This is a genomic window from Streptococcus sp. 1032 (assembly GCF_013277015.1).
Classification (GTDB): Bacteria; Bacillota; Bacilli; order Lactobacillales; family Streptococcaceae; genus Streptococcus.
Genome location: NZ_VMMD01000015.1, coordinates 1 through 21,781 on the forward strand (window position 1 = coordinate 1; position 21,781 = coordinate 21,781).

The 21,781-nt window shown below is 38.2% G+C and carries 18 protein-coding genes and 2 pseudogenes; 6 read left to right on the forward strand and 14 right to left on the reverse strand.

Annotated elements, in window-relative coordinates; genetic code table 11:
- Window positions 1-197: pseudogene (gene tnpA / locus HT711_RS04615) on the forward strand (IS200/IS605-like element ISSsu4 family transposase); the annotation flags it as partial.
- A 178-nt stretch (window positions 198-375) separates the two neighbouring features.
- Here the strand turns inward: tnpA and HT711_RS04620 are convergent.
- Genes HT711_RS04620 through HT711_RS04655 form a run of 8 tightly spaced genes read right to left on the reverse strand, consistent with a single transcriptional unit; the run spans window position 376 to window position 7,390 of the window.
- Window positions 376-1,377, reverse strand: a complete 1,002-nt coding sequence (locus HT711_RS04620) for a LacI family DNA-binding transcriptional regulator (protein WP_000412459.1) — start codon at window positions 1,375-1,377, stop codon at window positions 376-378.
- A 59-nt stretch (window positions 1,378-1,436) separates the two neighbouring features.
- Complete coding sequence (locus HT711_RS04625) at window positions 1,437-3,338, reverse strand: alginate lyase family protein (protein ID WP_173249777.1); 1,902 nt, start codon at window positions 3,336-3,338, stop codon at window positions 1,437-1,439.
- 21 nt (window positions 3,339-3,359) lie between these two features.
- Window positions 3,360-3,653, reverse strand: coding sequence for a preprotein translocase subunit YajC (gene yajC / locus HT711_RS04630; protein WP_173249778.1), 294 nt, complete (start codon window positions 3,651-3,653; stop codon window positions 3,360-3,362).
- Window positions 3,653-4,471: a PTS system mannose/fructose/sorbose family transporter subunit IID gene (locus HT711_RS04635; RefSeq protein WP_000148015.1), complete on the reverse strand. Its 819-nt coding sequence runs from the start codon at window positions 4,469-4,471 to the stop codon at window positions 3,653-3,655. The genes yajC and HT711_RS04635 overlap by 1 nt, the downstream gene beginning before the upstream one ends.
- Complete coding sequence (locus HT711_RS04640; RefSeq protein WP_000026611.1) at window positions 4,458-5,237, reverse strand: PTS mannose/fructose/sorbose/N-acetylgalactosamine transporter subunit IIC; 780 nt, start codon at window positions 5,235-5,237, stop codon at window positions 4,458-4,460. The genes HT711_RS04635 and HT711_RS04640 overlap by 14 nt, the downstream gene beginning before the upstream one ends.
- A gap of 14 nt (window positions 5,238-5,251) precedes the next feature.
- Complete coding sequence (locus HT711_RS04645) at window positions 5,252-5,743, reverse strand: PTS system mannose/fructose/N-acetylgalactosamine-transporter subunit IIB (RefSeq protein WP_173249779.1); 492 nt, start codon at window positions 5,741-5,743, stop codon at window positions 5,252-5,254.
- A gap of 10 nt (window positions 5,744-5,753) precedes the next feature.
- Window positions 5,754-6,944, reverse strand: a complete 1,191-nt coding sequence (locus HT711_RS04650) for a glycoside hydrolase family 88 protein (RefSeq protein ID WP_000592923.1) — start codon at window positions 6,942-6,944, stop codon at window positions 5,754-5,756.
- An 11-nt stretch (window positions 6,945-6,955) separates the two neighbouring features.
- On the reverse strand, window positions 6,956-7,390 hold the full coding sequence (locus HT711_RS04655; RefSeq protein WP_050240796.1) for a PTS sugar transporter subunit IIA: 435 nt from the start codon (window positions 7,388-7,390) through the stop codon (window positions 6,956-6,958).
- 271 nt (window positions 7,391-7,661) lie between these two features.
- Between HT711_RS04655 and HT711_RS04660 the strand changes: the two genes are divergently transcribed.
- Genes HT711_RS04660 through HT711_RS04675 form a run of 4 tightly spaced genes read left to right on the forward strand, consistent with a single transcriptional unit; the run spans window position 7,662 to window position 10,808 of the window.
- The gene (locus HT711_RS04660) at window positions 7,662-8,477 is read left to right on the forward strand and encodes a gluconate 5-dehydrogenase (protein ID WP_099180546.1); all 816 of its coding nucleotides are present in this window, start codon (window positions 7,662-7,664) and stop codon (window positions 8,475-8,477) included.
- Between the two features lie 18 nt (window positions 8,478-8,495).
- Window positions 8,496-9,137: an RpiB/LacA/LacB family sugar-phosphate isomerase gene (locus tag HT711_RS04665; protein WP_000684789.1), complete on the forward strand. Its 642-nt coding sequence runs from the start codon at window positions 8,496-8,498 to the stop codon at window positions 9,135-9,137.
- Window positions 9,138-9,167: 30 nt separating this feature from the next.
- Window positions 9,168-10,169: a sugar kinase gene (locus tag HT711_RS04670; protein ID WP_173249780.1), complete on the forward strand. Its 1,002-nt coding sequence runs from the start codon at window positions 9,168-9,170 to the stop codon at window positions 10,167-10,169.
- Window positions 10,170-10,178: 9 nt separating this feature from the next.
- On the forward strand, window positions 10,179-10,808 hold the full coding sequence (locus HT711_RS04675; RefSeq protein WP_049513598.1) for a bifunctional 4-hydroxy-2-oxoglutarate aldolase/2-dehydro-3-deoxy-phosphogluconate aldolase: 630 nt from the start codon (window positions 10,179-10,181) through the stop codon (window positions 10,806-10,808).
- Window positions 10,809-11,071: 263 nt separating this feature from the next.
- On the opposite strand, the pseudogene HT711_RS04680 reads toward HT711_RS04675, so the two are convergent.
- Window positions 11,072-14,271, reverse strand: a pseudogene (locus HT711_RS04680) (LPXTG-anchored hyaluronate lyase).
- 211 nt (window positions 14,272-14,482) lie between these two features.
- On the opposite strand from HT711_RS04680, the gene HT711_RS04685 reads away from it, so the two are divergent.
- On the forward strand, window positions 14,483-14,959 hold the full coding sequence (locus HT711_RS04685) for a glutathione peroxidase (RefSeq protein ID WP_173249781.1): 477 nt from the start codon (window positions 14,483-14,485) through the stop codon (window positions 14,957-14,959).
- Window positions 14,960-15,180: 221 nt separating this feature from the next.
- Here the strand turns inward: HT711_RS04685 and HT711_RS04690 are convergent, their stop codons facing one another.
- The 5 genes from HT711_RS04690 to HT711_RS04710 form a co-directional block, all read right to left on the reverse strand.
- A complete protein-coding gene (locus HT711_RS04690; protein WP_173249782.1) occupies window positions 15,181-17,394 on the reverse strand; it encodes a TIM-barrel domain-containing protein in 2,214 nt (737 codons plus the stop codon).
- The gene (locus tag HT711_RS04695; protein WP_173249783.1) at window positions 17,391-18,035 is read right to left on the reverse strand and encodes a YesL family protein; all 645 of its coding nucleotides are present in this window, start codon (window positions 18,033-18,035) and stop codon (window positions 17,391-17,393) included. The genes HT711_RS04690 and HT711_RS04695 overlap by 4 nt, the downstream gene beginning before the upstream one ends.
- Window positions 18,036-18,239: 204 nt before the next feature.
- Complete coding sequence (locus HT711_RS04700; RefSeq protein WP_173249784.1) at window positions 18,240-19,805, reverse strand: extracellular solute-binding protein; 1,566 nt, start codon at window positions 19,803-19,805, stop codon at window positions 18,240-18,242.
- A gap of 9 nt (window positions 19,806-19,814) precedes the next feature.
- Window positions 19,815-20,711 carry an ABC transporter permease subunit gene (locus tag HT711_RS04705; RefSeq protein WP_173249785.1) on the reverse strand — a complete coding sequence of 299 codons (897 nt, stop codon included), beginning with the start codon at window positions 20,709-20,711 and terminating at the stop codon, window positions 19,815-19,817.
- A 17-nt stretch (window positions 20,712-20,728) separates the two neighbouring features.
- The gene (locus HT711_RS04710) at window positions 20,729-21,646 is read right to left on the reverse strand and encodes an ABC transporter permease subunit (RefSeq protein WP_000861540.1); all 918 of its coding nucleotides are present in this window, start codon (window positions 21,644-21,646) and stop codon (window positions 20,729-20,731) included.
- Window positions 21,647-21,781: the final 135 nt, after the last annotated feature.

The following is a 21,781-nucleotide window of genomic DNA, read 5'->3' on the forward strand; positions in this document are numbered from 1 at the left end:
TGTTTGACAAACACGCCAATCTCAAGTACAAGTTTGGGAATAGGCATTTCTGGGCGGAAGGTTATTATGTAAGTACAGTAGGGCTTAATGAAGCCACAATTAAGAAATATATCCAAGAACAGGAAAAACATGATATAGCACTAGATAAATTGAGTGTAAAAGAATATGAGGATCCCTTTAGGGATAGTGGTAAGTAATACTAAAGCCTCTTTGAGAGGCAAGTGACGAGTCAAGAGCAATGAGGCTTGAACAAAGTGAAAGCCAGCGTCTTTAGGCGCTGGCTGGTAATTTGGGCTTATAGCCCTGGTTCAAACCACCCGTTTGACGGGTGGTTATGATTTCTTAACAGAGGTTGCCAGTTATTTCCCTTTCATCTTAGAAAGTCGACTCTTTCCAACTCACACTACAATCCAAGACTTGTTGCCTTTCTTCTTGATTGAGGCCTTCAATCTGGTCAATCAAAATCTTTGTAGCCTGTTGTCCTTCTTCAAAGGCGGGCTGAACCAACGTCGAAACACTTGGAGAAGAAAAGCAAGTCCACTCCGTATTGTCAAAACCAATCAACCCAACTTGTGGCAAGTTATAATTCAACTCTTTGATAACGGTAAAGACTGGAGGTAGTGCCCAACAGTTAGGAACAAATACCAGAGTTTTTTCATCGGGATTGATTTCTTTTTGTAAAAATTCCTTAATTTGTTCCAAATTCGTATGCTTATCTTCAATGGTTAGCCTAGCGTGGCGCATATTAGCATCTGTTAAAGCATCCACAAAACCACTTGCCCGCTCAATCCGAGTACTCAAACGACTCGTATCCGCTGTAATCAAGAGAAAATGCTCATAACCTTTTTCGATACAGGACTGGGTCATATCATAAACGGCATCATAGTTATTGGTTTTGACCCAGCTAGTCCGGTGTTCATAGAGCCGACTATCAAAAAAGACCATTTTCTTCTTTTTCTCATCGATGATACGAGAATATTTTCGGAAATTAGAGGTCGGCTGAATAATAAAGCCGTCTACTCCCAAGAGAAGCATGCTTTCAATATACCTGTCCTCACTCTCTTGGCTGTAGTTACTATTTCCTATCATTACCTGGTAGCCATTCTGGCTGGCGATATCCTCAATTCCCTTAACAATTTGGGTTGAGAAACTGTTGGTAATATCACCAATCAAAACACCAATTAATTTTGTTCGTTTGGAGTTTAAGCTACGCGCAACAATGCTCGGTTTGTAATTTGTTTCATGAATAACTTTTTTAATCTTTTCACGTGTCTCTTGGGACATTTTTTCATATTTCCCGTTTAGGTAAAATGACACGGTTGTTTTCGAGGTCTGAGCCATTTCTGCAATATCTTTTATGGTCAGTTTCTTCTCCAATCTAAAACACCTCCTACTAATACCCATTATAACATATTCACTATTCAAAACGTCTATTTCTAGCACTGCAAGCGAATCATTCTCTCATTTATTTTATCATATACTAGACATTTTCCACGCATTTTTGTTCCGTCAACGAGGCATAATTTTTCACCTACACAAATATCCTCGCTTAATAACAGAATCAGCTTGTCTGTTTCGTCATTTTTCACTTCAAAAGCCAGAGCATTTTCTACTTGATGACCATCTGTCTGGTAGACAGAATGACGGATGATTTCAAAACTCTCATGCGCAATGATTGTATAATCCAGCATCTGATTCTCAAAGAATTGGTGTTTGATGAGTTTGCTACTTTTTTCAAGCTCGTTGTATTTAGGAGAAATGATCGTAGCTTCCAAATCAAAATCAACTTCACTCCATAGTTTCAACTGATTGATTTTCCCATCTTGATAGGTCACATCCTTGTCAAGGATAAACTGAGTCAACGCCTCATGCTGACCTTGACACCTGATATCATCTACCAAGAGCCATACATCCTCTGCCAACATGAGGATTTTTCTCCTGTGAAGATAAGGCAAATCAGGTTCTGCTGACAAATACGCCCCCTCAATATAATGCACTCCCTCTCTTTCTTTGTGGTGACAAAACAGGGAGTGAGGATAGTATTCATATTCCCAGGATCCCACGATCCTTTCTGGAGCTTTCCCATCTACTATACAGGTCGAATGACTCCAAGCACTCTTTAAGAGATAACGTTCATCTACCTCCCGATAAGAATAACGCCCAGTATCTATGAAAATCGGTTGGCCTTGATACTGTAAGCAAAAACTATTCTCGTCACTATGGCTATGGGCACTTCCCAGCGGACCGTTTTTAAAAAATAGATAACGATGTTCATCCTTAATGCAAACATGCCCAGAATCTTCAAAGCTCCTGAACTTAGGCTGCCAAGCTCTCTTTTCAAATTCCTGCAGTCGCTTGACCTTTTCTCGCCCCAGGAACAGGAGGCTAAGTAAATCGACTTTAACATCCAGACCGTTAAGAAGGTCTTCCTTGTTCAAAACCATAGCAGACAGGCTCAAAATCTCTGTCGTTTCTGTAGAATCGCTATCACCAAAAGCCAAGGTCCGTCCATCTAGACCTGTCATCATTTGAATGTAAGTCGCCATCTTTTCCAGCAGCTCTTGAAGGCTATCTTGCAAGTCCGGAAGCAAGAGACACAAGTCCAGCAAGGCTTTATAAACCTCTACATGATAGAGAATCGACTGTTCAAACTGACTTCCATCCTCTAAAATCTGCGTCTCGATCTGCTGTTTCAACTCCTTTGAAGCAAAATGGTAAGCTTCTTCTAGGTCCATCTTATCTGAAAAGAAATGATAGGTTGCAAGTATCGGAATCGTTTGTAAAATCCCCCAGTTACTAAGGGTGTACTTGGCGCGATAATGGCTTTTCATAAAGTCAATCTGCTTTTCTAGACTGACCAAAATTTTCTCTAGTTCTTCCTCCTCTAGCAAGTCAAATTTCAAGAGGAGCAAGAGTAGTTTCAACCAAGTAAAGGAACGAATACCCGTATCCAAGGTTCTAGTCATCAAAGATTGAGGACGAAATTCTCTCACCTGCTCAATCCAGTCAAATAGAAAGAACTTGCACTTTTGGATATAGCCCTTATCTCCTTCTACCAGGTACCCTATCATAAACTGCAAGAGATATTCTTGTCGATTGAGCATATAAGCCCATTCTGGATCATCTTCAAATACTTGATTCCACACCATCGGCTGGATTTGATGGATTTTTGAACAAGGTTCCATATCCCAAGGACTATCAAACATAAAACGATTGTCCATCAAGCGTTCAAGGGAACGCTTGACTTTCTCATAGTCTTGTGAACAGTGGGACAAGATATAATCACGATATTGATCCCCATCAATTCTTTCAAAAAATTGTCTTCTTTCTTCTTTCATTATCTATTACCAGAAAAAGAACTACTTAAAAAGCAGTTCTTTTATCTTTCCCATTACACTTTCCTTTTCTACATAGATGACCACACCTTTTGCAATCTGCAAGGAGACCAAGTCATCTTTGATAGAAATGATTTTTCCATGAATTCCAGACAATAACAACACTTCATCACCAGATGTTAAAGAAGCTAAATACTCTTTTCGTTGCTCCATCTGTTTGCGAAGCAACTTTTGCTGACGAATAGAATGAAAGCTTGACAGTAAAAGGGGGCTCACTGCCAAGACAATCACTATTCCATAAAACAATGTTGTATCCATTAAGCTAGAATCTTAAGCCAGCTTCCGATAATTCCGATGATAACTGTTAAAATAACGAGTTTATATGTTGTCCATTTCTTTTCTTTGATCAAGTAGTAAACTAAAAGTGTAAATAGGGCTGGTAGAAGAGCTGGAGCAACCTTATCAAGCATTCCCTGAATACTTACGATACTTTGTTTGGTATCTGCTTTAACTTCCCCTGCAGCAAAGGTGATTGGCACCATAATCTTCACAGATGTCGCTGCCAAACCAGCAATTACGGTTACACCGATAATATTAGCAATACGAGAAATCGTTGCCATCTGTTCACTTAGTTTATCAATCACAGTCGTTCCTAGTTTGTATCCATAGAGACCAGTTGACAATTTAATCGCTGTCAAAATCGTATTCATCGCTAGGAAGAACAAGATTGGACCGACAACCAGGCCTTCTTGAGCAAAAGAAGCTGCGATGGTTGAGAACAATGGAGCTAAACAAAATTGTGAAAGAGAATCCCCAATACCTGCCAATGGCCCCATCAAGGCCATCTTGATGCTACGTGTCTCTTTTGCCGGACGGCCATTTTCCAACATTACAAGGTGCAAACTGGTAATAAAAGGCAGGAAGTGTGGGTTGGTATTATAGAATTCACAGTTTTCTTCCAAGGCTTGGTAGAAACCTTCCTGATCCTCTCCATAGTGTTTTTTCAAAGCAGGATACATCACATTGGCATATCCCAACCCTTGATAGTTACTATAGTTAAATCCATTTTGACAAAAGAATGCCCGCAAAGACGTTTTAAGATAATCACGTTTTGTTAATTTGTTAGATCCAGTCATCGTGTGCTTCCTCCTCTACCACATGATTCGCTGTTTTTGGCTTGTTATAAAATTCAATCAAAGCAAAGATAGTACCTACAATTGCAATACCAATTGTTGGGATGTTTAGATAAGCCGCACAAACATATCCCAACAAGACAAAGGGAATCAACTCTTTCTTAGCCATCACTGACAAGATCATTGCAAAACCGATAGCTGGGAGCATTTTACCAGCAACTGTCAAACCTGTAAGCAATACTGGTGGAATGTAGTCTACGAGTTTCAACAAGGTATCCATTGAAAGGGCACCCAAGCAACCCAAGGTAAATCCAATAAAGGCAAACAACCAAATTGTTGCATTTAGAGTGAACTTGAATTTCTTCAAATTATGGTTTTTCAAGTGCTTCATCGCCGTTTCAGGCGCACCAGCACGTACAGTGTAGGCGAAAGTTTGTAAGAATTGAATCGCCACAGCAATCGGAGTAGAGAGGGCAAGAGCCGCTTCTGGACTGACTTTACCAGCACTAGTGATAGCCATCAAGGTACCAAAGATACCAGGTCCGATTGGGTTTGGTGGAACAGTACCTCCAGCACCAACACCGAATCCCATATAAGCCAATTCACCAATAGCTCCCATTGCAAGAGCAGTAGGCAAATCACCTAGAATAATTCCGACACCAAATGACAGAACAATACATCTATTGGTGTAAATTCCTAACAGCATTCCACTAAAACAGAAAGCTGTCCATAATCCAATTAAAATCGCTTGAAATACATTAATCGACATAACGATCTCCTCTTTTAAATATAGTCCATAATGTTGACTTCAACAGCTCCATCATTTCCTGTTGGAGTTGTTTTCGTATTAAATGTTACTTGATAAGTTTGGTTCAATTCCTTGAGGGCTGCCTTGTCCTCTTCACCCAGGAAGATGGAGCGTGTCACTTGCTCTTTACCAGGGGCATTGTGAATGTTCCCAATATTGACTTCTTCAATAGGGACACCACCTTCTACCAAGGTTAAAGCGTCCTTCACATCCTTTACAACGATAAAGATCGTTTGAGCAGGATTGGCCTTGTGAATGATATCAATCACCTTTTGCAAAGGGAAGAAACGCATGGCAACTGAGTCTGGCACAACTGTTTTCATCAGAGTTTGTTGCATCTTGTCCGTGCTTACTTCGTCATTGGCAACAATGACCGTATTACAACCTAGGTATTTTACCCAAAGTTGTCCTTGCCCATGAATCAACCGTTCATCGATACGGGTCATAATAATATTTGGCATTGTCATATTTCTCCTCCTACCAATATAGGTTCCAATCCTTGTAGAAACGGATAAGGGCTTCTAGGTAATAGTAGTCACCCCAGATATTGCCTTCGTCCACTCCTTTACCTGAATGCCATGAGTACACACCGTGGAGGAGACTTGTCCCACCAGGGGTAAATTGATCATTTGCATAATGTTCGATCAAAGAACGAAGCATGGCATGCATAGCATGTTTATAAATATCTTTGTCAGCATCCACCTCTGGGAGATGTTTTAGCATTTCATGAATCCCACAGACAGCGATAGCTGTTGCTGAAGAATCTCGTGATTGATCACTACCATCATTAAAAATCAAATCCCAATAAGAAACATGATCTTTTGGCAGACGATTCAAGAAATAATTGGTTACACCCTTAAACAAGTCAAAGCAGGACTCGTCTTTCAGGTGACGATAAGTCAAAGGAATACCATAGACTCCCCATGATTGACCACGTGCCCAGCATGAATCATCACTATACCCTTGTCTCGTTACACCTTTAAGGGGTTGACCTGTCTCAGGATCAAAGTAGAAGGTGTGGAAGGACGAAGCGTCATCACGGATTACATTATTAGCTGAAACATAGAAATGGCTTTCTGCAATATCGTAGTATTTTTGATCGCCTGTTTCTTGATAAGCAAAGAATAAGAGTTGGATGTTGAGCAAGCAGTCGATAATCAAACGGTAATGCTCTTTCTTGCCCAAGTCTCCCCAAGCTTGAATAAAACCACCTTTTTCTTGATAGCGTTCAATCAACTTATCTGCAGCTTTCAAGGCTGCCTCTCTGGCCTCTCCATCTCCATTTATCTTATATTCAGCCATACAAGACGGTGTGTACAAGAAGCCGAGATCATGGTGATCCAATTCTACTCTCTTATTGACACGATCCAGGAAAGAAAGAACATTTTTATGAGCGATGTTTTTAAATTCATCCTGTTGACTGTATTCATAAGCCAACCACAGTTCTCCTGTCCAGAAACCATTGGTCCATTCCGTATTATCCATGATTGGATAGACATTATCAAAGGTAGCTGGCGTCGGGAAATCCTCCTTGAAATAGTCAAGGTTGAGTTCTAACTGCCGAATAACCTTATCGATTGCCTGGCCGACTTCTTCTTTCGTCAGAAGTGGTACTTCTAAGAAGCGCTCAGGCGATTTTATTTCTTCAATCGTAACCTTTTTTATCATTCTTTTACCCTTTAAATACCCGATTCGAAATCTTCTTCCTCTTCCTCTGCATCCGCTGAAAACAATTCTTTACCATTTACGACTCCGCCCTGGGCCGCCACTACTGATTTATTAACAACCTCATCAAAGCTATGAGACATTCTAGCAAAGACTGCTTCCATTAACATGGCTAAGTTCAAACCCGAGAGAACATTCATTGTTTTGGCTGGATTTTCTCCCATTATGGTAGAAGAAACCTTGAATGGCGATCCTCCCAAGAGATCACTTAGGATTAAAATTTCTTCTTCATTTGAAATTGCAAGTAAGATTTTTTGCTTGAGTTCATCTGCTGACATTCCTTCCACAAAGTCAATCGCCTCCACATTTTCTTGATTGCCTGCAATCAATTGTAAAGAACTATAAATCCCTGTGGCAAAATGTCCATGCCCTACAAGTACAATTTTCATCTTTTCTCCTTTCTTTTTTGAGTTTACCGGTTTACTCTATATTTTACATTGTAGACCTTTATTTTTATCTTGTCAATAGTTTTTTCAAAAAAATATTAGCGCTTTCATTGCTTGTTTAACCATTACAATAGACAGAAACTTCAAAATCTTCCGTTTTTTTAGGAAAACAAAGATTTTCAGAAATAAAAATATTTAATCATTGACAAAACCGGTTTACTAGAATATAATTTGGTTATAGAGAAGTCTTAACAAATTTGAAAGGAAGTATCAAATGACAAATACATCATTCTCAATTGAACAGTTTTCTTTAAAAGGAAAAATTGCTCTCATCACCGGCGCTTCTTATGGAATTGGATTTGCTATTGCCAAATCCTACGCTGAGGTCGGCGCTACTATTGTCTTTAATGATATCAATCAAGACCTGGTCAATAAAGGGATTGAAGCTTATCGTGAAGTTGGCATCGAAGCCCATGGGTATGTCTGTGACGTGACAGACGAGGACGGTATCCAAGCCATGGTCAAGCAAATCGAACAAGAGGTTGGTGTCATTGACATCCTCGTTAATAACGCTGGTATTATCCGCCGCGTTCCAATGTGCGAAATGAGCGCCGCTGATTTCCGTAAGGTCATCGATATTGACTTAAACGCACCATTTATCGTTTCAAAAGCAGTCATTCCTTCTATGATAAAGAAAGGGCATGGAAAGATTATCAATATTTGCTCGATGATGAGCGAACTGGGACGTGAAACGGTTAGCGCTTATGCTGCCGCTAAAGGCGGCTTGAAAATGTTGACCCGCAACATTGCGTCTGAATACGGTGGAGCCAATATCCAATGTAACGGAATCGGGCCGGGTTATATTGCCACTCCTCAAACAGCACCTCTTCGTGAGTTGCAAGAAGATGGTTCTCGCCACCCATTTGACCAGTTCATCATTGCAAAAACACCTGCTGCACGTTGGGGAAATCCTGAAGATTTAATGGGCCCTGCTGTCTTTCTCGCTAGTGAAGCCAGCGACTTTGTCAATGGCCACATCCTATATGTAGATGGCGGTATCTTAGCCTACATCGGAAAACAACCTGAGTAAAAATAGAAAGAGGATCTTATGAAAATCGCATTAATCAATGAAAATAGTCAAGCTAGTAAGAATCACATTATTTATGATAGTCTAAAAGAAGCGACAAATAAAAAAGGCTACCAATTATTTAACTATGGTATGCGTGGAGAAGAAGGTGAAAACCCATTAACATACGTACAAAACGGCCTAATGGCTGCCATCCTTTTAAATACAAAAGCAGTCGACTTTGTTGTTACCGGCTGTGGTACGGGTGTAGGAGCTATGCTTGCTTTAAACAGCTTCCCTGGTGTTGTCTGTGGTCTAGCAGTGGACCCAACTGATGCTTACCTTTATTCTCAAATCAATGGTGGTAACGCCTTGTCTATCCCTTATGCCAAAGGATTTGGCTGGGGGGCAGAACTGACCCTCAAATTGATGTTTGAACGCTTATTTGCTGAAGAAATGGGCGGTGGCTACCCAAGAGAACGTGTAATCCCTGAACAACGCAACGCTCGTATCTTAAACGAGGTAAAACAAATCACCTACAATGATTTGATGACCATCCTTAAAACAATCGACCAAGACTTCCTCAAAGACACCATCTCTGGCAAATACTTCCAAGAATACTTCTTTGAAAACTGCCAAGATGATGAAGTCGCTGCTTATTTGAAAGAAGTATTAGCCAAGTAAAGCTATTCTAAACCAGAAAGGAACTAATGGATGACGAAAATATTACTGTTTGGCGAACCATTAATTCGAATCTCACCATTAGATGCCACCAGTATCGGCGATCATGTTGCCAGTTCGACTTATTTTGGCGGATCAGAAATTAACATCGCTTGTAATTTGCAGGCCCTGGGTATCTCAACGAAAGTCTTTACCGCACTCCCTGACAACGAGATTGGAGATCGTTTTCTCACATTCTTGAAACAGCACCAAATCGATACCAGTTCAATCTGTCGGATTGGCAATCGAATCGGCCTCTACTTTTTGGAGAACGGCTTTGGTTGTCGTCAAAGTGAAGTTTTCTACGATCGTAAGCATACGAGTATCAGTCAGATTCGGCCAAACATGCTAGATATGGATTCTCTCTTTCAGGGGATTAGCCATTTTCATTTTAGTGGAATCACTGTAGCTATCGGTCAAGAGGTTCGTACGCTCCTTCTCCTACTCTTGGAAGAAGCCAAGCGCCGAGGGATTATCGTTTCAATGGATCTCAATCTGAGAACAAAGATGATTTCAGTCCTAGAAGCCAAGTATGAATTTTCTAAGTTTGCACGTTTCGCTGACTATTGCTTTGGTATTGATCCTCTCATGATTGATGACCAAAATCTAGAGATGTTCCCAAGAGACAGAGCCAGCCTAAAAGAGGTGGAAAATCGCATGCGACAATTAAAAGAAGCCTATGGTTTCAAGGCCATTTTCCATACCCTCCGCTCTAGTGATGAACAAGACAAAAATGTCTATCAGGCCTATGCTCTGGGAGAACGATTTGAAGAGTCTGTCCAACTAAAAACTGCAGTCTATCAACGAGTTGGTAGCGGAGATGCCTTTATATCTGGTGCCCTTTATCAACTACTCCATCATTCCTCCTTAAAAACTACCATTGACTTTGCAGTTGCGAGCGCAACTCTCAAATGTACTCTTCCAGGAGACCATCTCTCCACTTCCGAAACTAGTATTGAAAAATTACTGGCAAATGCACAAGATATCATTCGTTAGGAGAATTACATGACCAAATCAGATACGATTATTGAACTAAAAAAACAAAAAATTGTCGCTGTTATTCGAGGAAATACAAAGGAAGAAGGACTGCAAGCCTCGATTGCTTGTATCAAGGGAGGTATCAAAGCTATTGAAATCGCCTATACCAATCAGTATGCAGGGCAAATCATCAAGGAACTTGTAGACTTGTATCAGGACGATCAAAGTGTTTGTATCGGTGCAGGTACTGTGATTGATGCCGTAACTGCTAGAGATGCTATTCTAGCCGGAGCAAATTACGTTGTTTCTCCATCTTTCCATGCTGAAACTGCAAAAATGTGCAATCTCTACAGCACACCGTACATTCCAGGCTGTATTACTCTCACAGAGATAACGACTGCACTTGAAGCCGGTAGTGAAATCATTAAACTCTTCCCAGGTAGTGCTCTCAGTCCAGCATATATCTCTGCAGTCAAGGCACCGATCCCACAAGTTTCCGTAATGGTAACCGGAGGAGTCGGCCTAAACAACATTCCTCAATGGTTCGCTGCTGGTGCAGACGCCGTTGGAATTGGTGGCGAACTCAATAAACTCGCTTCCCAAGGCGACTTTGACCGCATTAGCGAGATTGCCCAACAGTATGTTACACTCAGATAAAATGAAGTGAAAATAGTCTGGGACAAAAGTCTAACCTTAAATATAAAAAGCGAACAAAACGAGTTATCTGACACTCAGAATTCTGTATTGTTCGCTTTTTTGTCTAATCTATCGATTTTTAAAATTTATAATAAAGAATTTCTAAAATCAAAATCTTTTTGTTCCAAACTCTTTTTAAAAGAAAAATCCGAAGATGTTTGACTTTCTTCGGATTTTTTCTATTTTCCACAGTTTCATGTGATTCATCTTAGATGATGAACAAATCAGTTATTCTTTCCTCTACGGAATAGATAAGTCGCCCCAAGTAGCAAGAGCCCTAGACTTGCCAAGATTGACTGACCTTCTCCTGTCTGAGGGAGATTCTTTTGATCCGAATGGTTCTTTTCTTCTTCAGATTTTTCCTTTTCTTTTGAATCCTGAGTTTGTGGTTGAGCTGCTTGTTCTAACTTTTTAAAGACTTCCTGATCTGGAGCTGATTCCTGGGTTTCAGGATTGTAGTAGGCAACCTTATAGTCATCCCCTTCTTTTCGAATCGTATAGACCCCACGTTTCAAGACTTGGAATTGGTTGGAAATAGTAGAGACAGAATCATCATATTTTACAATGCCCCAAACTCCTTGTTTGGCATCATAAACAGACTGAAGGATCTCATTGTTATCGATGAGACTACTTTCTAACTCTTTTACCATTTGATTGAAGGTGGCACGATCCACGTTAGGGATGAGCATATAGCCATAAGAATCCCCATTTTACTTATGAGCCTGACTAATCGTAAGAAATTCATTTTCAACTTCCTTGTCTGACTGTCCTTCATTGATATCCTTCCAAGATCCCTTTTGGACAGCCTTACTCATACTGATTGAACTCTTCTTAAAGAAAAAGTAACCAATATTCTTTTTCGAATCGGACGATTCTAAGAAGACACTTTGGGTTTCAGGATAATCCTTTTCTTGTTCCGTGAGGGAGGCTTCTTTATCATTGACATAGACTTTATATGGATCACTTGATTCCAGTTTTCTCTGGTCAATTGTAGTTGCAGCAGTATCTATTGAAGTGTTTTGGATATTGCTTCCTAAAAAGGCGATCTTATCCTTCAGCATAAACCAGCTCTTATGAGCAGTCAGTGTTTGATTCCAGTTAGTGAGATCCATGGTTGCTGTCGCATTGGCCTCATCTAGTTTGCTCGTTCCAACGAAAGCAGACGGTAGAACTTTACCTGTATCACTATCCGATCTCTTAGCATCTGTTCCTGTCGCACCAGGCATCTTATATGGATTAACTGTTGGCCAGTAGCCATCGCTATAGTGACTCAAATCGCCATTGTAAAGATAGAACATCCCATCACTCGTATACCAACCACGTTTGTTTTCCTTGTTCATGTGTTCGTAATTCAAGATACGACTGGAAAAGAGTGACAAGCCAAATCCAAACCCTTTCTCCGCATTGTACATAGCTGTTTTATCCATCTTATTAAAGGCAGATAGGTAACTGGTTCTTGGAACACTTGCGACTCCAGCATCGCTTAACAAAGATTGCATCAAACTGATATCCTTATAAGTCTTCAAATTCTTAAAGACATCATAATAACTATCCGATTGGACAATGGTCTTCACAAAACTCTGCAAACGTTGTTTGGTTTCTCCTTCAGACATATCCGCTATCCGGTGAATCCCTCTTAGCACTTCTACTACGGCCACGTGCCCCTCGCAATTTGCACGACTGATCGAGCGTCCACGACTCATATCCATCAGCTCTCCATTCACCAGCAAAGGGGCAAACGATTTATCAATCCAGTGGTACATAGTTTGCATTTTATATTTATTGATTGGGCTCTTGGTCTTTTGAATGACTGGCAACAGTTGAGACAGGCCATCAATCAAGACATCCCCATAAGCACCCGTATAGGCAACATTGGTGTGGTCGATATAGAATCCATCTTGATAAAAACCTTCATCTTGGTCTACCAACTTGAACACTTGCTCAATCGAACGAATGGTAGAAGAAATTTCTTGGTCATCCTTGCGCAGTAAAACAGCTATTACTTTTACCCTTCCCATATCCACTAAGTTTCCACCTAGGGACTTAAATGGGTTATCAGTCGTCTTTCGGAAATATTCGGGATCTGGCGCAAATTTTTCAATCACATCTGTATACTTTTTAATTTCCTCATCAGAGAAGTATTCTTTCATCAGAGACAAGGTATTGTTGATGGCACGAGGTGTACTGATTTCATAATCCCGCCAACTCCCAACAATGCTTTTTTCACTATTGTAGACATGTTTATGCATCCATTCCATGGAATCCCTAACTGTTCGAATAACGGTTTCATCCTGATAATAACGAAAAGAAGGATTGGTCACTTGCTTGGCCATCTCCTCCAATTTCCGATAAGTAGCAGTTAGATTCGCAGACGTTTTATAATTTGAAAATTTTTCCCACAAATAGGTGCGGCCCGCCTGACTTGAAATACTGGATAGGCTATCAGCCACTTTTCCTTCCAGTTCCTGGTTTAATTTGGCCATCTGTTCATTTTTAGAATCATAGTATTGATTCCCAGCGATGATACCATTCCAGTCATCCAAACGGGCTGTGTATGCATCCTTAACAGAGGCTAGAATCTTCAAAGGAATGTTTTTCACCTCCTTTCCATCTTTACTGACAATGACATTGGTTGTCCCTTCCTTAAGAGGTTCTAAAATTCCATTTTTGACTGAAGCAAAATCAGGATTTTCTACCTTATAAGTATAGTCTGCAAGAGCAAAGACATGTTTTTTCCCAATTGGTAAATCAATCTTTTCCTCGAGCTGTTTATCTGTTTGAGAATCCTCAGAAGGCTGGTCTGCTACCTCTACCAGCTCAATATCCTTAAAAGAAATAGTCCCAGTTCCCGTTTCATAGAATAACTCCAGCTTGATTTTATCAACATCTAAAGTCGGGCTATAGTCTGCTTCAATGGTCTTCCAGTCCTTTGTTCCTGACGTCGTTGCAAAATTCCACAATTGATTGTCCTTACCACTTTCCTCAATGATACGAACCTTAGCAATCCCGACTTTATTATCTGTTTTAGTCTTGAAACGCAGTTTATACTTTTTCTTAGCTTCAACAGGGACCATACGGTGAACCACTGCCCTTAATTTCTCATGGCTTGAGATAGTGATAGCCCCATCCTTAGCCTCAATAACTCGAGTTGAGGCATCTGCAGAACTATTCTTCTGGTCTACCCAAGCTGACCACCCCTGAGCTTTGCTTCCTGTCCACGGACTGCTTCCGTCCTCCGTCTGACCAAGATCACCATTTTCAACTAAATTTTTTGCATCCCTTTGCTGATACTGAACTTCTGGCTTTTCTGAATGGTATTCGTAGTCGTTTCTTTCGCTCCAACTGTCAGATAATGGTGTAATAAAAATCCTGATAAAACAAGTGAAGACAAACTCACAATGAGTTTCTTTGTTTTTGTTTGCATGTATACACTCCAATAAATCAATAGGAACTAAATCTCAAATTAGAGATTTATAGCAACTAAGTAACCCGGCTTAATTAAACCACACCATTTTTTTAAGCTGTTTGTAAACGGTTTCTATTGTATCAAGGACCTATTTTTCAACAACATCTTCCATCCGACTCGACGAAAAAAGTAAAAACTGTTACAATGTAGAAAAAGAAAAGAGGCCCTCATGACTTCACTTTATGATTTTTCCGTTTTAGGCCAAAACAACCAATCAACTCCCTTGGAAAGCTATCGTGGCAAAGTTCTCTTGGTTGTCAACACTGCTACTGGATGTGGTTTAACGCCCCAGTACCAAGGACTTCGAGAACTCTATGACCGCTATCAAGAACAAGGTTTTGAGATTTTAGACTTCCCTTGCAATCAGTTTATGGGACAAGCACCAGGTAGCGCAGAGGAAATCAACGCCTTCTGTAGCCTACATTATCAGACCACCTTCCCACGTTTTGCCAAGATCAAGGTCAACGGTAAGGAGGCAGATCCTCTCTATGTCTGGTTAAAAGACCAGAAATCTGGCCCACTGGGAAAACGAATCGAATGGAATTTCGCTAAATTTCTCATCGATCGTGATGGGCAAGTCTTTGAACGCTTCTCTTCAAAAACGGATCCAAAACAAATTGAAGAGGCAATACAAAATCTACTATAATTCACAATCTCACTATGATTAGGTTTCCTTTAGCCTAATGAATAGTGGGATTTTTTGATTAGCTTTGACTTAAATGGAAAAACACCTCACGGATCGAACCATGAAGTGTTGTAAAGTCTATGTTGTAGGTGCTTATTTCACATTTTCAATGTGACCAATGATAACAAATACCATACCGAAGCTTCATATACACTAAACAAATGACTTTCTAATTATTTCAATTAGTTTTGGCTAGTAAATATCATTTCCAACAAACGCCCTCTCAATTCCTTATCCTGATGATGCAAGATATTCATTAACTCATGAGAATTTTTGGCATTGATGAATTGATTTAACAATCTATCTTTTAATTCATATGGAAGAGAAGCCGTCTTTAGTAGTCTGAAAACTTCGTCATTTAGGGATGTCCTTTTATGATCTTTCCATTCAAATCTAGCTGTATCATTCTTATTTGGCAATTCAATTATAGACACATTCGTTCCTTTAAAATGAATTCTATGCCTTCTTTTGCTTGGAACGATACTAGAATCTCCTTGTAATGCTAACTCTACCATCCCCATTTCCCAGTCGATTGATAATCTTGTTTTATATCTTTGACCATTTTGATCTTCAATCATTTCAAAAGAATGTTGTTTGCCTGGAAATACATACCAATCTACAACTTCAGGTAACTCAACACCCATATCTATCTCAGAACCAACCAGGGGAATGATTGCACCACTTTTTGCAAACACAGGCATAGTCGAAATGTCTCTATAAACACTCAACTTCACACCACCTGTATATTTTTTCTCTGAAAAGAAGTCATACCATTCACCTTCAGGGAACCATACATCCACTTTTGCAGATTGGAATGCCAAATCCATCTTTTCTACAATGGGAGCCACCATCAGTTCTGTTCCAAAAAAGTATTGATTTGGAACATTATAGCTCTCATCATTCTCTGGGTAGAAATAATACATTGGGCTAATTAATGGGGCACCTTCCTCGTGTGTCTTTACATTCATGGTATATAGATATGGAATCATCTGATGTCTCAAACGAAGGTATTTCTTCATAATCTTAGATGTTGTTTCTGAAAAAAACCAAGGTTCTTTACTATTAAAGGGACTTCTGGAACTATGTAATCGAGTAATCGGACTAAAAACGCCAAACTGTAGCCATCTGGTTTGTAGCTCTTCGTCATAATCCCCCAGCATGTGTCCACCAATATCATGACTCCACCAACTATAACCGATATTTGATGCTGTCGCTGTAAAATAAGGTTGAAATCTTAAGGAATTCCAACTAATAATAGTATCCCCTGAAAAACCAACAGGGTAGCGATGACTACCAGGACCTGCATATCTTGATAAAATCAAACCACCTTCTTCATTTTTACAACTATCCTGATAATGATAATGGTTTAAAAGCCACAGTGGATCCAACATGCCTTGTGTCCCTTGTTGCCAGTCAATCCACCAAAAATCTACTCCCTGCTTTTCTAGCTCATAATGAACATCTTTAAAGTAGGCTTCTCTAAAAGATGGATTAAAAAAATCAAAAATAGCAGGTTCTTCTAGTTCTACATTTAACCCCAATCGTTTGGCGACTCGAGGATAAGCTTCTTCATAAGCCCGTATACCATCAGCAGGATGGACATTTAAGGAGAGTTTTAACTTTCTATCATGAAGTTGTTGCAATAACTGTTCTGGATTAGGTATTAAGTTTTTATTCCAACTATATCCTGTCCAGCCACTTCCAAAACGAGCTGGAATATCAGTTATATGCCAATCCATATCTAAAACACCGATAGATAATGGAATTTTCTCTGTTTCAAATCTGTCTATTAAATCCAAGTATTCATCCGACGTATAAGGCCAATACCTACTCCACCAATTGCCTAAAGCATATCTTGGCAACAAGGGTGTTGAACCAGTCAAATGGTAAAAGTCTCTGATTGCTCCTCTATAATCATGCCCATAGGCAAAGAAATACAGGTCAATTTGATTTTCTCTCTCAATATAACCAGACTGTTCATCCCAAATAAATTCTTGAGAATCATCCAATAAGGCTATACCATTTCTGCTAATAATTCCATCTTCTAACGAGATTGCTCCATCTGCCTCATCCAGAGTCCGAGCTGTTCCTTTTAACGTTTCAATAGATTCACCAAAATACCAGCGACTACCATATACGGCAAAATTTCCTTTTAATTCTATAAATAAATTTTCGGCGTTAAATTCTCCTTTATTAAAATGCAAATGAAAATAGTCCGTCATAATATCTAGTACGTTTGATGTCTCGATATAATCTAACGAAACTTGACCAAAACCTCTATTATAGATAAGTTGTGTCGTTCTATCCTCAAAACTTCCAGTTTGAGAGTATTCTAACCTTACTAACTTGTCTGTTAATACAGAGATTCGATAAAACTCTCCCTTAAAAATTTTCAATTTGTTTCCCTCCTTTTAGTAAATTGCTTTACTTTATCAAACATTTTATTCGTTATCATTACATTCATCAATCCGCAAAAAGCAAATCCCCCAAATGTAAATACGTAAATAGCTGTTAAAACTCGTTCTGGACTACTAAAACTCATATACAGTACAGAAATATTAAATAAAACCAACATGATAGCTTGTATTGGATTTAAAATACAAATTAATACGCTATTTACAATACTATTTTTTAGATTATCTTTAAATAAACCAATATAGGGAAAAATAACACTCATCAAAAGTATTATAACAAATAAAAAGGGCAACACTAACAATAAACTATACTCTGAAAATAAACTTGAATAGCCCCAAAGACAATAGTTCACATATAAAAGTAATTCTATTAGGAGGATAAACAACCAAATAAAAGTTGATTGTTTAAAATTTTGTCTAAAGATCCGAAAATAATGATAAGCAATATCGGTATCTTTACCTTTTAAAATACGATACCACATTGTCGTAAGAGAAGTTAGTGATGCTCCAATTGTAACTATTGGAATACAACTAACAATAAATAGAGTATTTAAAATAATTAAATCTGTCAAAAAAGTTAAAATTCTAACCACTTTTCCATCTAATGAAAATAATTTTTGCATAATATATTCTCCATAAAATCAATCGTCTTAACTCTATATTTTAGAATGTCAGTTGCACAAAAATATTACCTAAATTATTTAAAAAACATTTCCAAATTTCTTTAAAAATTAGAATAAAGGAAGCGAGATAATTTGATGTTATCAGTCTCGCTTCCTGTAATTAGCTAGTCCCTTGTTTATACAACCAAGAGTTCATATAAAGTATTACTCTTTTACTTCTTTTTGGTAACGATTATATTCTTCCTGTTGAATCTTCATAAATTCGTCCAATCCCATATTCTTAAGAGTTTCTTTGTATGAGTCCCATTCTTTTTCTATGCCACCTTCAACTACCCATTTAGATGCTTGTTGTTTGACATAAGATTCAATACTCACATAGATTGATGATAATTTGTTAAGCTCTTCTTGTGAATAAATCACATTAGGGTAAGCTGGCAACGCAAATTGTTTCAAATCTTGGTCCATCTTCAATTTCAATCCATCACCTTGTGTTTGATCGATTTCTACGCGACTATTGATATCATCGCTTACGTATTTAGGACCAAAATCTCGAAGTGAATTAATCCATGCCCATTCATCAGCTGATTTACCATCTTTAGGAGGTAACACTTTAAACTTATCACCATTCTTTTCAGTAGCTATTCCAAATGATCCATAGAAATTCTGAATACTTGCTTCATCTGTATATAATTTATCCAACCATTTCAATAATTTAGCAGGGTTTTTGCTCTTATTTGTAATCAAAATTTCATTTCGACCGTAGTTGTAATGATCTGGGTCAGAAAAGACATATTGTTTACCATCCATACCTTTTAAAGCAGGTAGAGCAATATATTCACTTGAATGTAAGCCAAACGTTGCATCTGCTGTCCAACCACTAGAAACACCTACTCTAGATACTCCCTTATCCATACGTTTTGCTACACTCATAGAGGTATCTTCTGTAAAGATTTCCGGATCAATCAAACCTTTTTTATAAGATTCGTGCATTGCTGCAATCCCTTGTTTATAACTTTCCTCTGTACGAAGGTAGACTGGTTTTCCATCTTTTACAGACATTTCATACGTATTATCTGCACCTAAACGATTATTGAACGGAAGAATATATGAGAATGTTGGATCAAAGTTTCCTGCTCCGAATGGAATTTCATCAGAAGTGTCTCCATTTCCGTTCGCATCTTTATCCTTAAATTCTTGTAGTACTTTTACTAAATCATCATAAGTTTCTGGAACCTTTAATCCTAAATTATCCAGCCACTTTTTATTAATAAATAGCTGATTAGCTACAGTAGGACGCATCGGTAATTTTTTAGGTAGACTGTAGATATGACCATCTGGTGAAGTAATCATAGCTTTAATCTTAGGTTCTTTCTCCATAGCCTTAGTTAAATTAGGCATGTTTTCCTTGATTAAATCTTCCAACGGGATAAATAGAGATTGGTTCTGAGCAATTTCTGAATCTGTAAAAGCATTTGAGCCTAAAAATGCATCTGGTAAATCTCCACTAGCAACCAACACAGATTTCTTATCTGCCCAATCTGCTGCTACAAGTGTATCCCATTTAACATCAATACCTGCTTCCTTGGCAGAATCTGTTAGAAAACCTTTATGATAATCTTCTCCCCAGTCAGACCAACGAACAGTTGTGATTTTATAAGAATCCTCTCCAGACTTATCGTCCTTATTCGCATTATTGGAATTTGCACAGGCTGTTAAGCCAGCAAGTGTAACTGTTCCTAAGAACAAATATGTAAATGATTTATTTTTCATGTTTTTCTCCTATTCTTTCAAGGCGCCAATCATTACGCCTTGATTAAAATATTTTTGAACAAAGGGATATAGCAACATTATCGGAGCGGTTGAAATAACAATTGCTGCATATTTCATCATATCGGCTTTGATACGAAGATCTGATGCAACTTCTCCTGTTGCTTGCGATTGTAACATTTGATTACTAATTAGTAAACGTCGTAAAATTAATTGCAATGGTTGTAAATTTTCATTCGTTAAATAAATTAAAGCATTAAACCACGAATTCCAAATACCAACTGCAGTCCAAAGTCCAATAACTGCTATAATAGCTTTTGATAACGGAACAACTATTTTAATAAAATAACGAATTGTACCACAGCCATCAATTTGCGCAGCCTCCCACATCCCGTCTGGAATACTATTATTAAAGAAAGTTCTAGCAACAATAATATTGTATGATGAAACCGCAAAAGGTATTACCATTACCCAAAATGTATCAATCAAGCCTACATTCTTTACTGTTAAGTAGGTAGGAATCAAGCCACCTGATACAAACATAGGGATTATGTATAGAATACTCATCCACCTTCTACCAACTAATTCTTTTCTAGATAAAGCATAACCAGCTGGAATATTGACTACTAAAGCAACTAAGGTCCCAACAACAGTATATAAAATTGTATTTAGATAGCTATGTAAAAATAAAGGTTGTTGAATAAGACGTAAATATCCATCTAATTTCCATTCTCTTGGAATAAACCATACCTTCCCATTTGCAACATCTGAAGGATTACTAAAAGATGCAATCACTACAAACCATAACGGATAAACAATTAACAGAATAAGAAAAATTGCTAAACCATAGGTAACTATATCAAATAATAATTCAGAGTTTGTTTTTCTTGATTTATGAAACCATCTCACCTTAAGCACTCCTTCCTTTAAAAAAGACCCGTTCTGGTATATCTTTTCGAGAACCAGTTAACAGATAACAAAATTATTAGATTGACTACGGTGTTAAATAACCCTATAGCAGTCGAATAACTATACTGAAAGTTCACCATACCAACTTTATAAACATAGGTCGAAATTATCTCACTTCCTGCTAAATTAAGAGGATTCTGTAGTAGTAACACTTTCTCAAACCCTACACTTAATAAACTACCTGCTCTTAATATTAATAAAATCATAGCAGTCGGCAAAAGCAATGGTAATTCTATATGCCGAATTTTTTGTAACCTAGAGGCACCATCCATAGTTGCAGCCTCATAATATGTAGGATCAATTGCAGAAAGCGCCGCCAGATAAATAATACTATCCCAACCAATATGTTGCCATACATCACTCCAAACATAAACACCTGCAAAATGACTAGGTTTTGATAAAAAATCTGGAATAGTGATTCCAACAGACTTAAATACATTCGCTAACAAACCACTAGTAGGAGATAAAAATAAGATAATCATCCCACACATAACCATTGTAGAGATAAAATGAGGTAAGTAAGTTGTCACTTGAAATATTTTTCTAAATTTCCCAACTCTTAACTGATTACTAATGATAGCTAGTATAATGGGTAAGGGGAATCCTACTACAATACTATAAAGTGAAATTTTTAATGTATTGAACATAGTTGTCCCGAATTGGAATGATGAGAAAAATTGAGTAAAATACTTAAATCCTACCCACTGACTAGCAAAGATACCATTGGCTGGTGAATAGTCTTTAAATGCAATAATTAGTCCCAACATGGGAATATAGGAAAATAAAATTAATAGCAATATTGAAGGAAAAAGTAATATATATAACGGAATACTATGCTTTAATTTTATTTTATGAAGTTGAGATGCTACTTTCATGTTTTTCCTCCCATCTGATTTTCTACGATTATTTTACACCATATAGAATTCCCTTAATAGAACTTTTTGGACTAGGTTTATCAATTTTTCAGTTTTTTAATTTTAAAAACTATTACTTTTCCGACATCTTGATAA

What these genes read in the sequence shown, in the direction of transcription:
- HT711_RS04700 (WP_173249784.1), bottom strand. Translation starts at nt 19,805, where the DNA reads ATGAAAAATAAATCATTTACATATTTGTTCTTAGGAACAGTTACACTT.
- HT711_RS04650 (WP_000592923.1), bottom strand. Translation starts at nt 6,944, where the DNA reads ATGATAAAAAAGGTTACGATTGAAGAAATAAAATCGCCTGAGCGCTTC.
- HT711_RS04660 (WP_099180546.1), top strand. Translation starts at nt 7,662, where the DNA reads ATGACAAATACATCATTCTCAATTGAACAGTTTTCTTTAAAAGGAAAA.
- HT711_RS04665 (WP_000684789.1), top strand. Translation starts at nt 8,496, where the DNA reads ATGAAAATCGCATTAATCAATGAAAATAGTCAAGCTAGTAAGAATCAC.
- HT711_RS04645 (WP_173249779.1), bottom strand. Translation starts at nt 5,743, where the DNA reads ATGACAATGCCAAATATTATTATGACCCGTATCGATGAACGGTTGATT.
- HT711_RS04695 (WP_173249783.1), bottom strand. Translation starts at nt 18,035, where the DNA reads ATGCAAAAATTATTTTCATTAGATGGAAAAGTGGTTAGAATTTTAACT.
- HT711_RS04710 (WP_000861540.1), bottom strand. Translation starts at nt 21,646, where the DNA reads ATGAAAGTAGCATCTCAACTTCATAAAATAAAATTAAAGCATAGTATT.
- HT711_RS04685 (WP_173249781.1), top strand. Translation starts at nt 14,483, where the DNA reads ATGACTTCACTTTATGATTTTTCCGTTTTAGGCCAAAACAACCAATCA.
- HT711_RS04625 (WP_173249777.1), bottom strand. Translation starts at nt 3,338, where the DNA reads ATGAAAGAAGAAAGAAGACAATTTTTTGAAAGAATTGATGGGGATCAA.
- HT711_RS04640 (WP_000026611.1), bottom strand. Translation starts at nt 5,237, where the DNA reads ATGTCGATTAATGTATTTCAAGCGATTTTAATTGGATTATGGACAGCT.
- HT711_RS04635 (WP_000148015.1), bottom strand. Translation starts at nt 4,471, where the DNA reads ATGACTGGATCTAACAAATTAACAAAACGTGATTATCTTAAAACGTCT.
- HT711_RS04675 (WP_049513598.1), top strand. Translation starts at nt 10,179, where the DNA reads ATGACCAAATCAGATACGATTATTGAACTAAAAAAACAAAAAATTGTC.
- HT711_RS04670 (WP_173249780.1), top strand. Translation starts at nt 9,168, where the DNA reads ATGACGAAAATATTACTGTTTGGCGAACCATTAATTCGAATCTCACCA.
- yajC (WP_173249778.1), bottom strand. Translation starts at nt 3,653, where the DNA reads ATGGATACAACATTGTTTTATGGAATAGTGATTGTCTTGGCAGTGAGC.
- HT711_RS04655 (WP_050240796.1), bottom strand. Translation starts at nt 7,390, where the DNA reads ATGAAAATTGTACTTGTAGGGCATGGACATTTTGCCACAGGGATTTAT.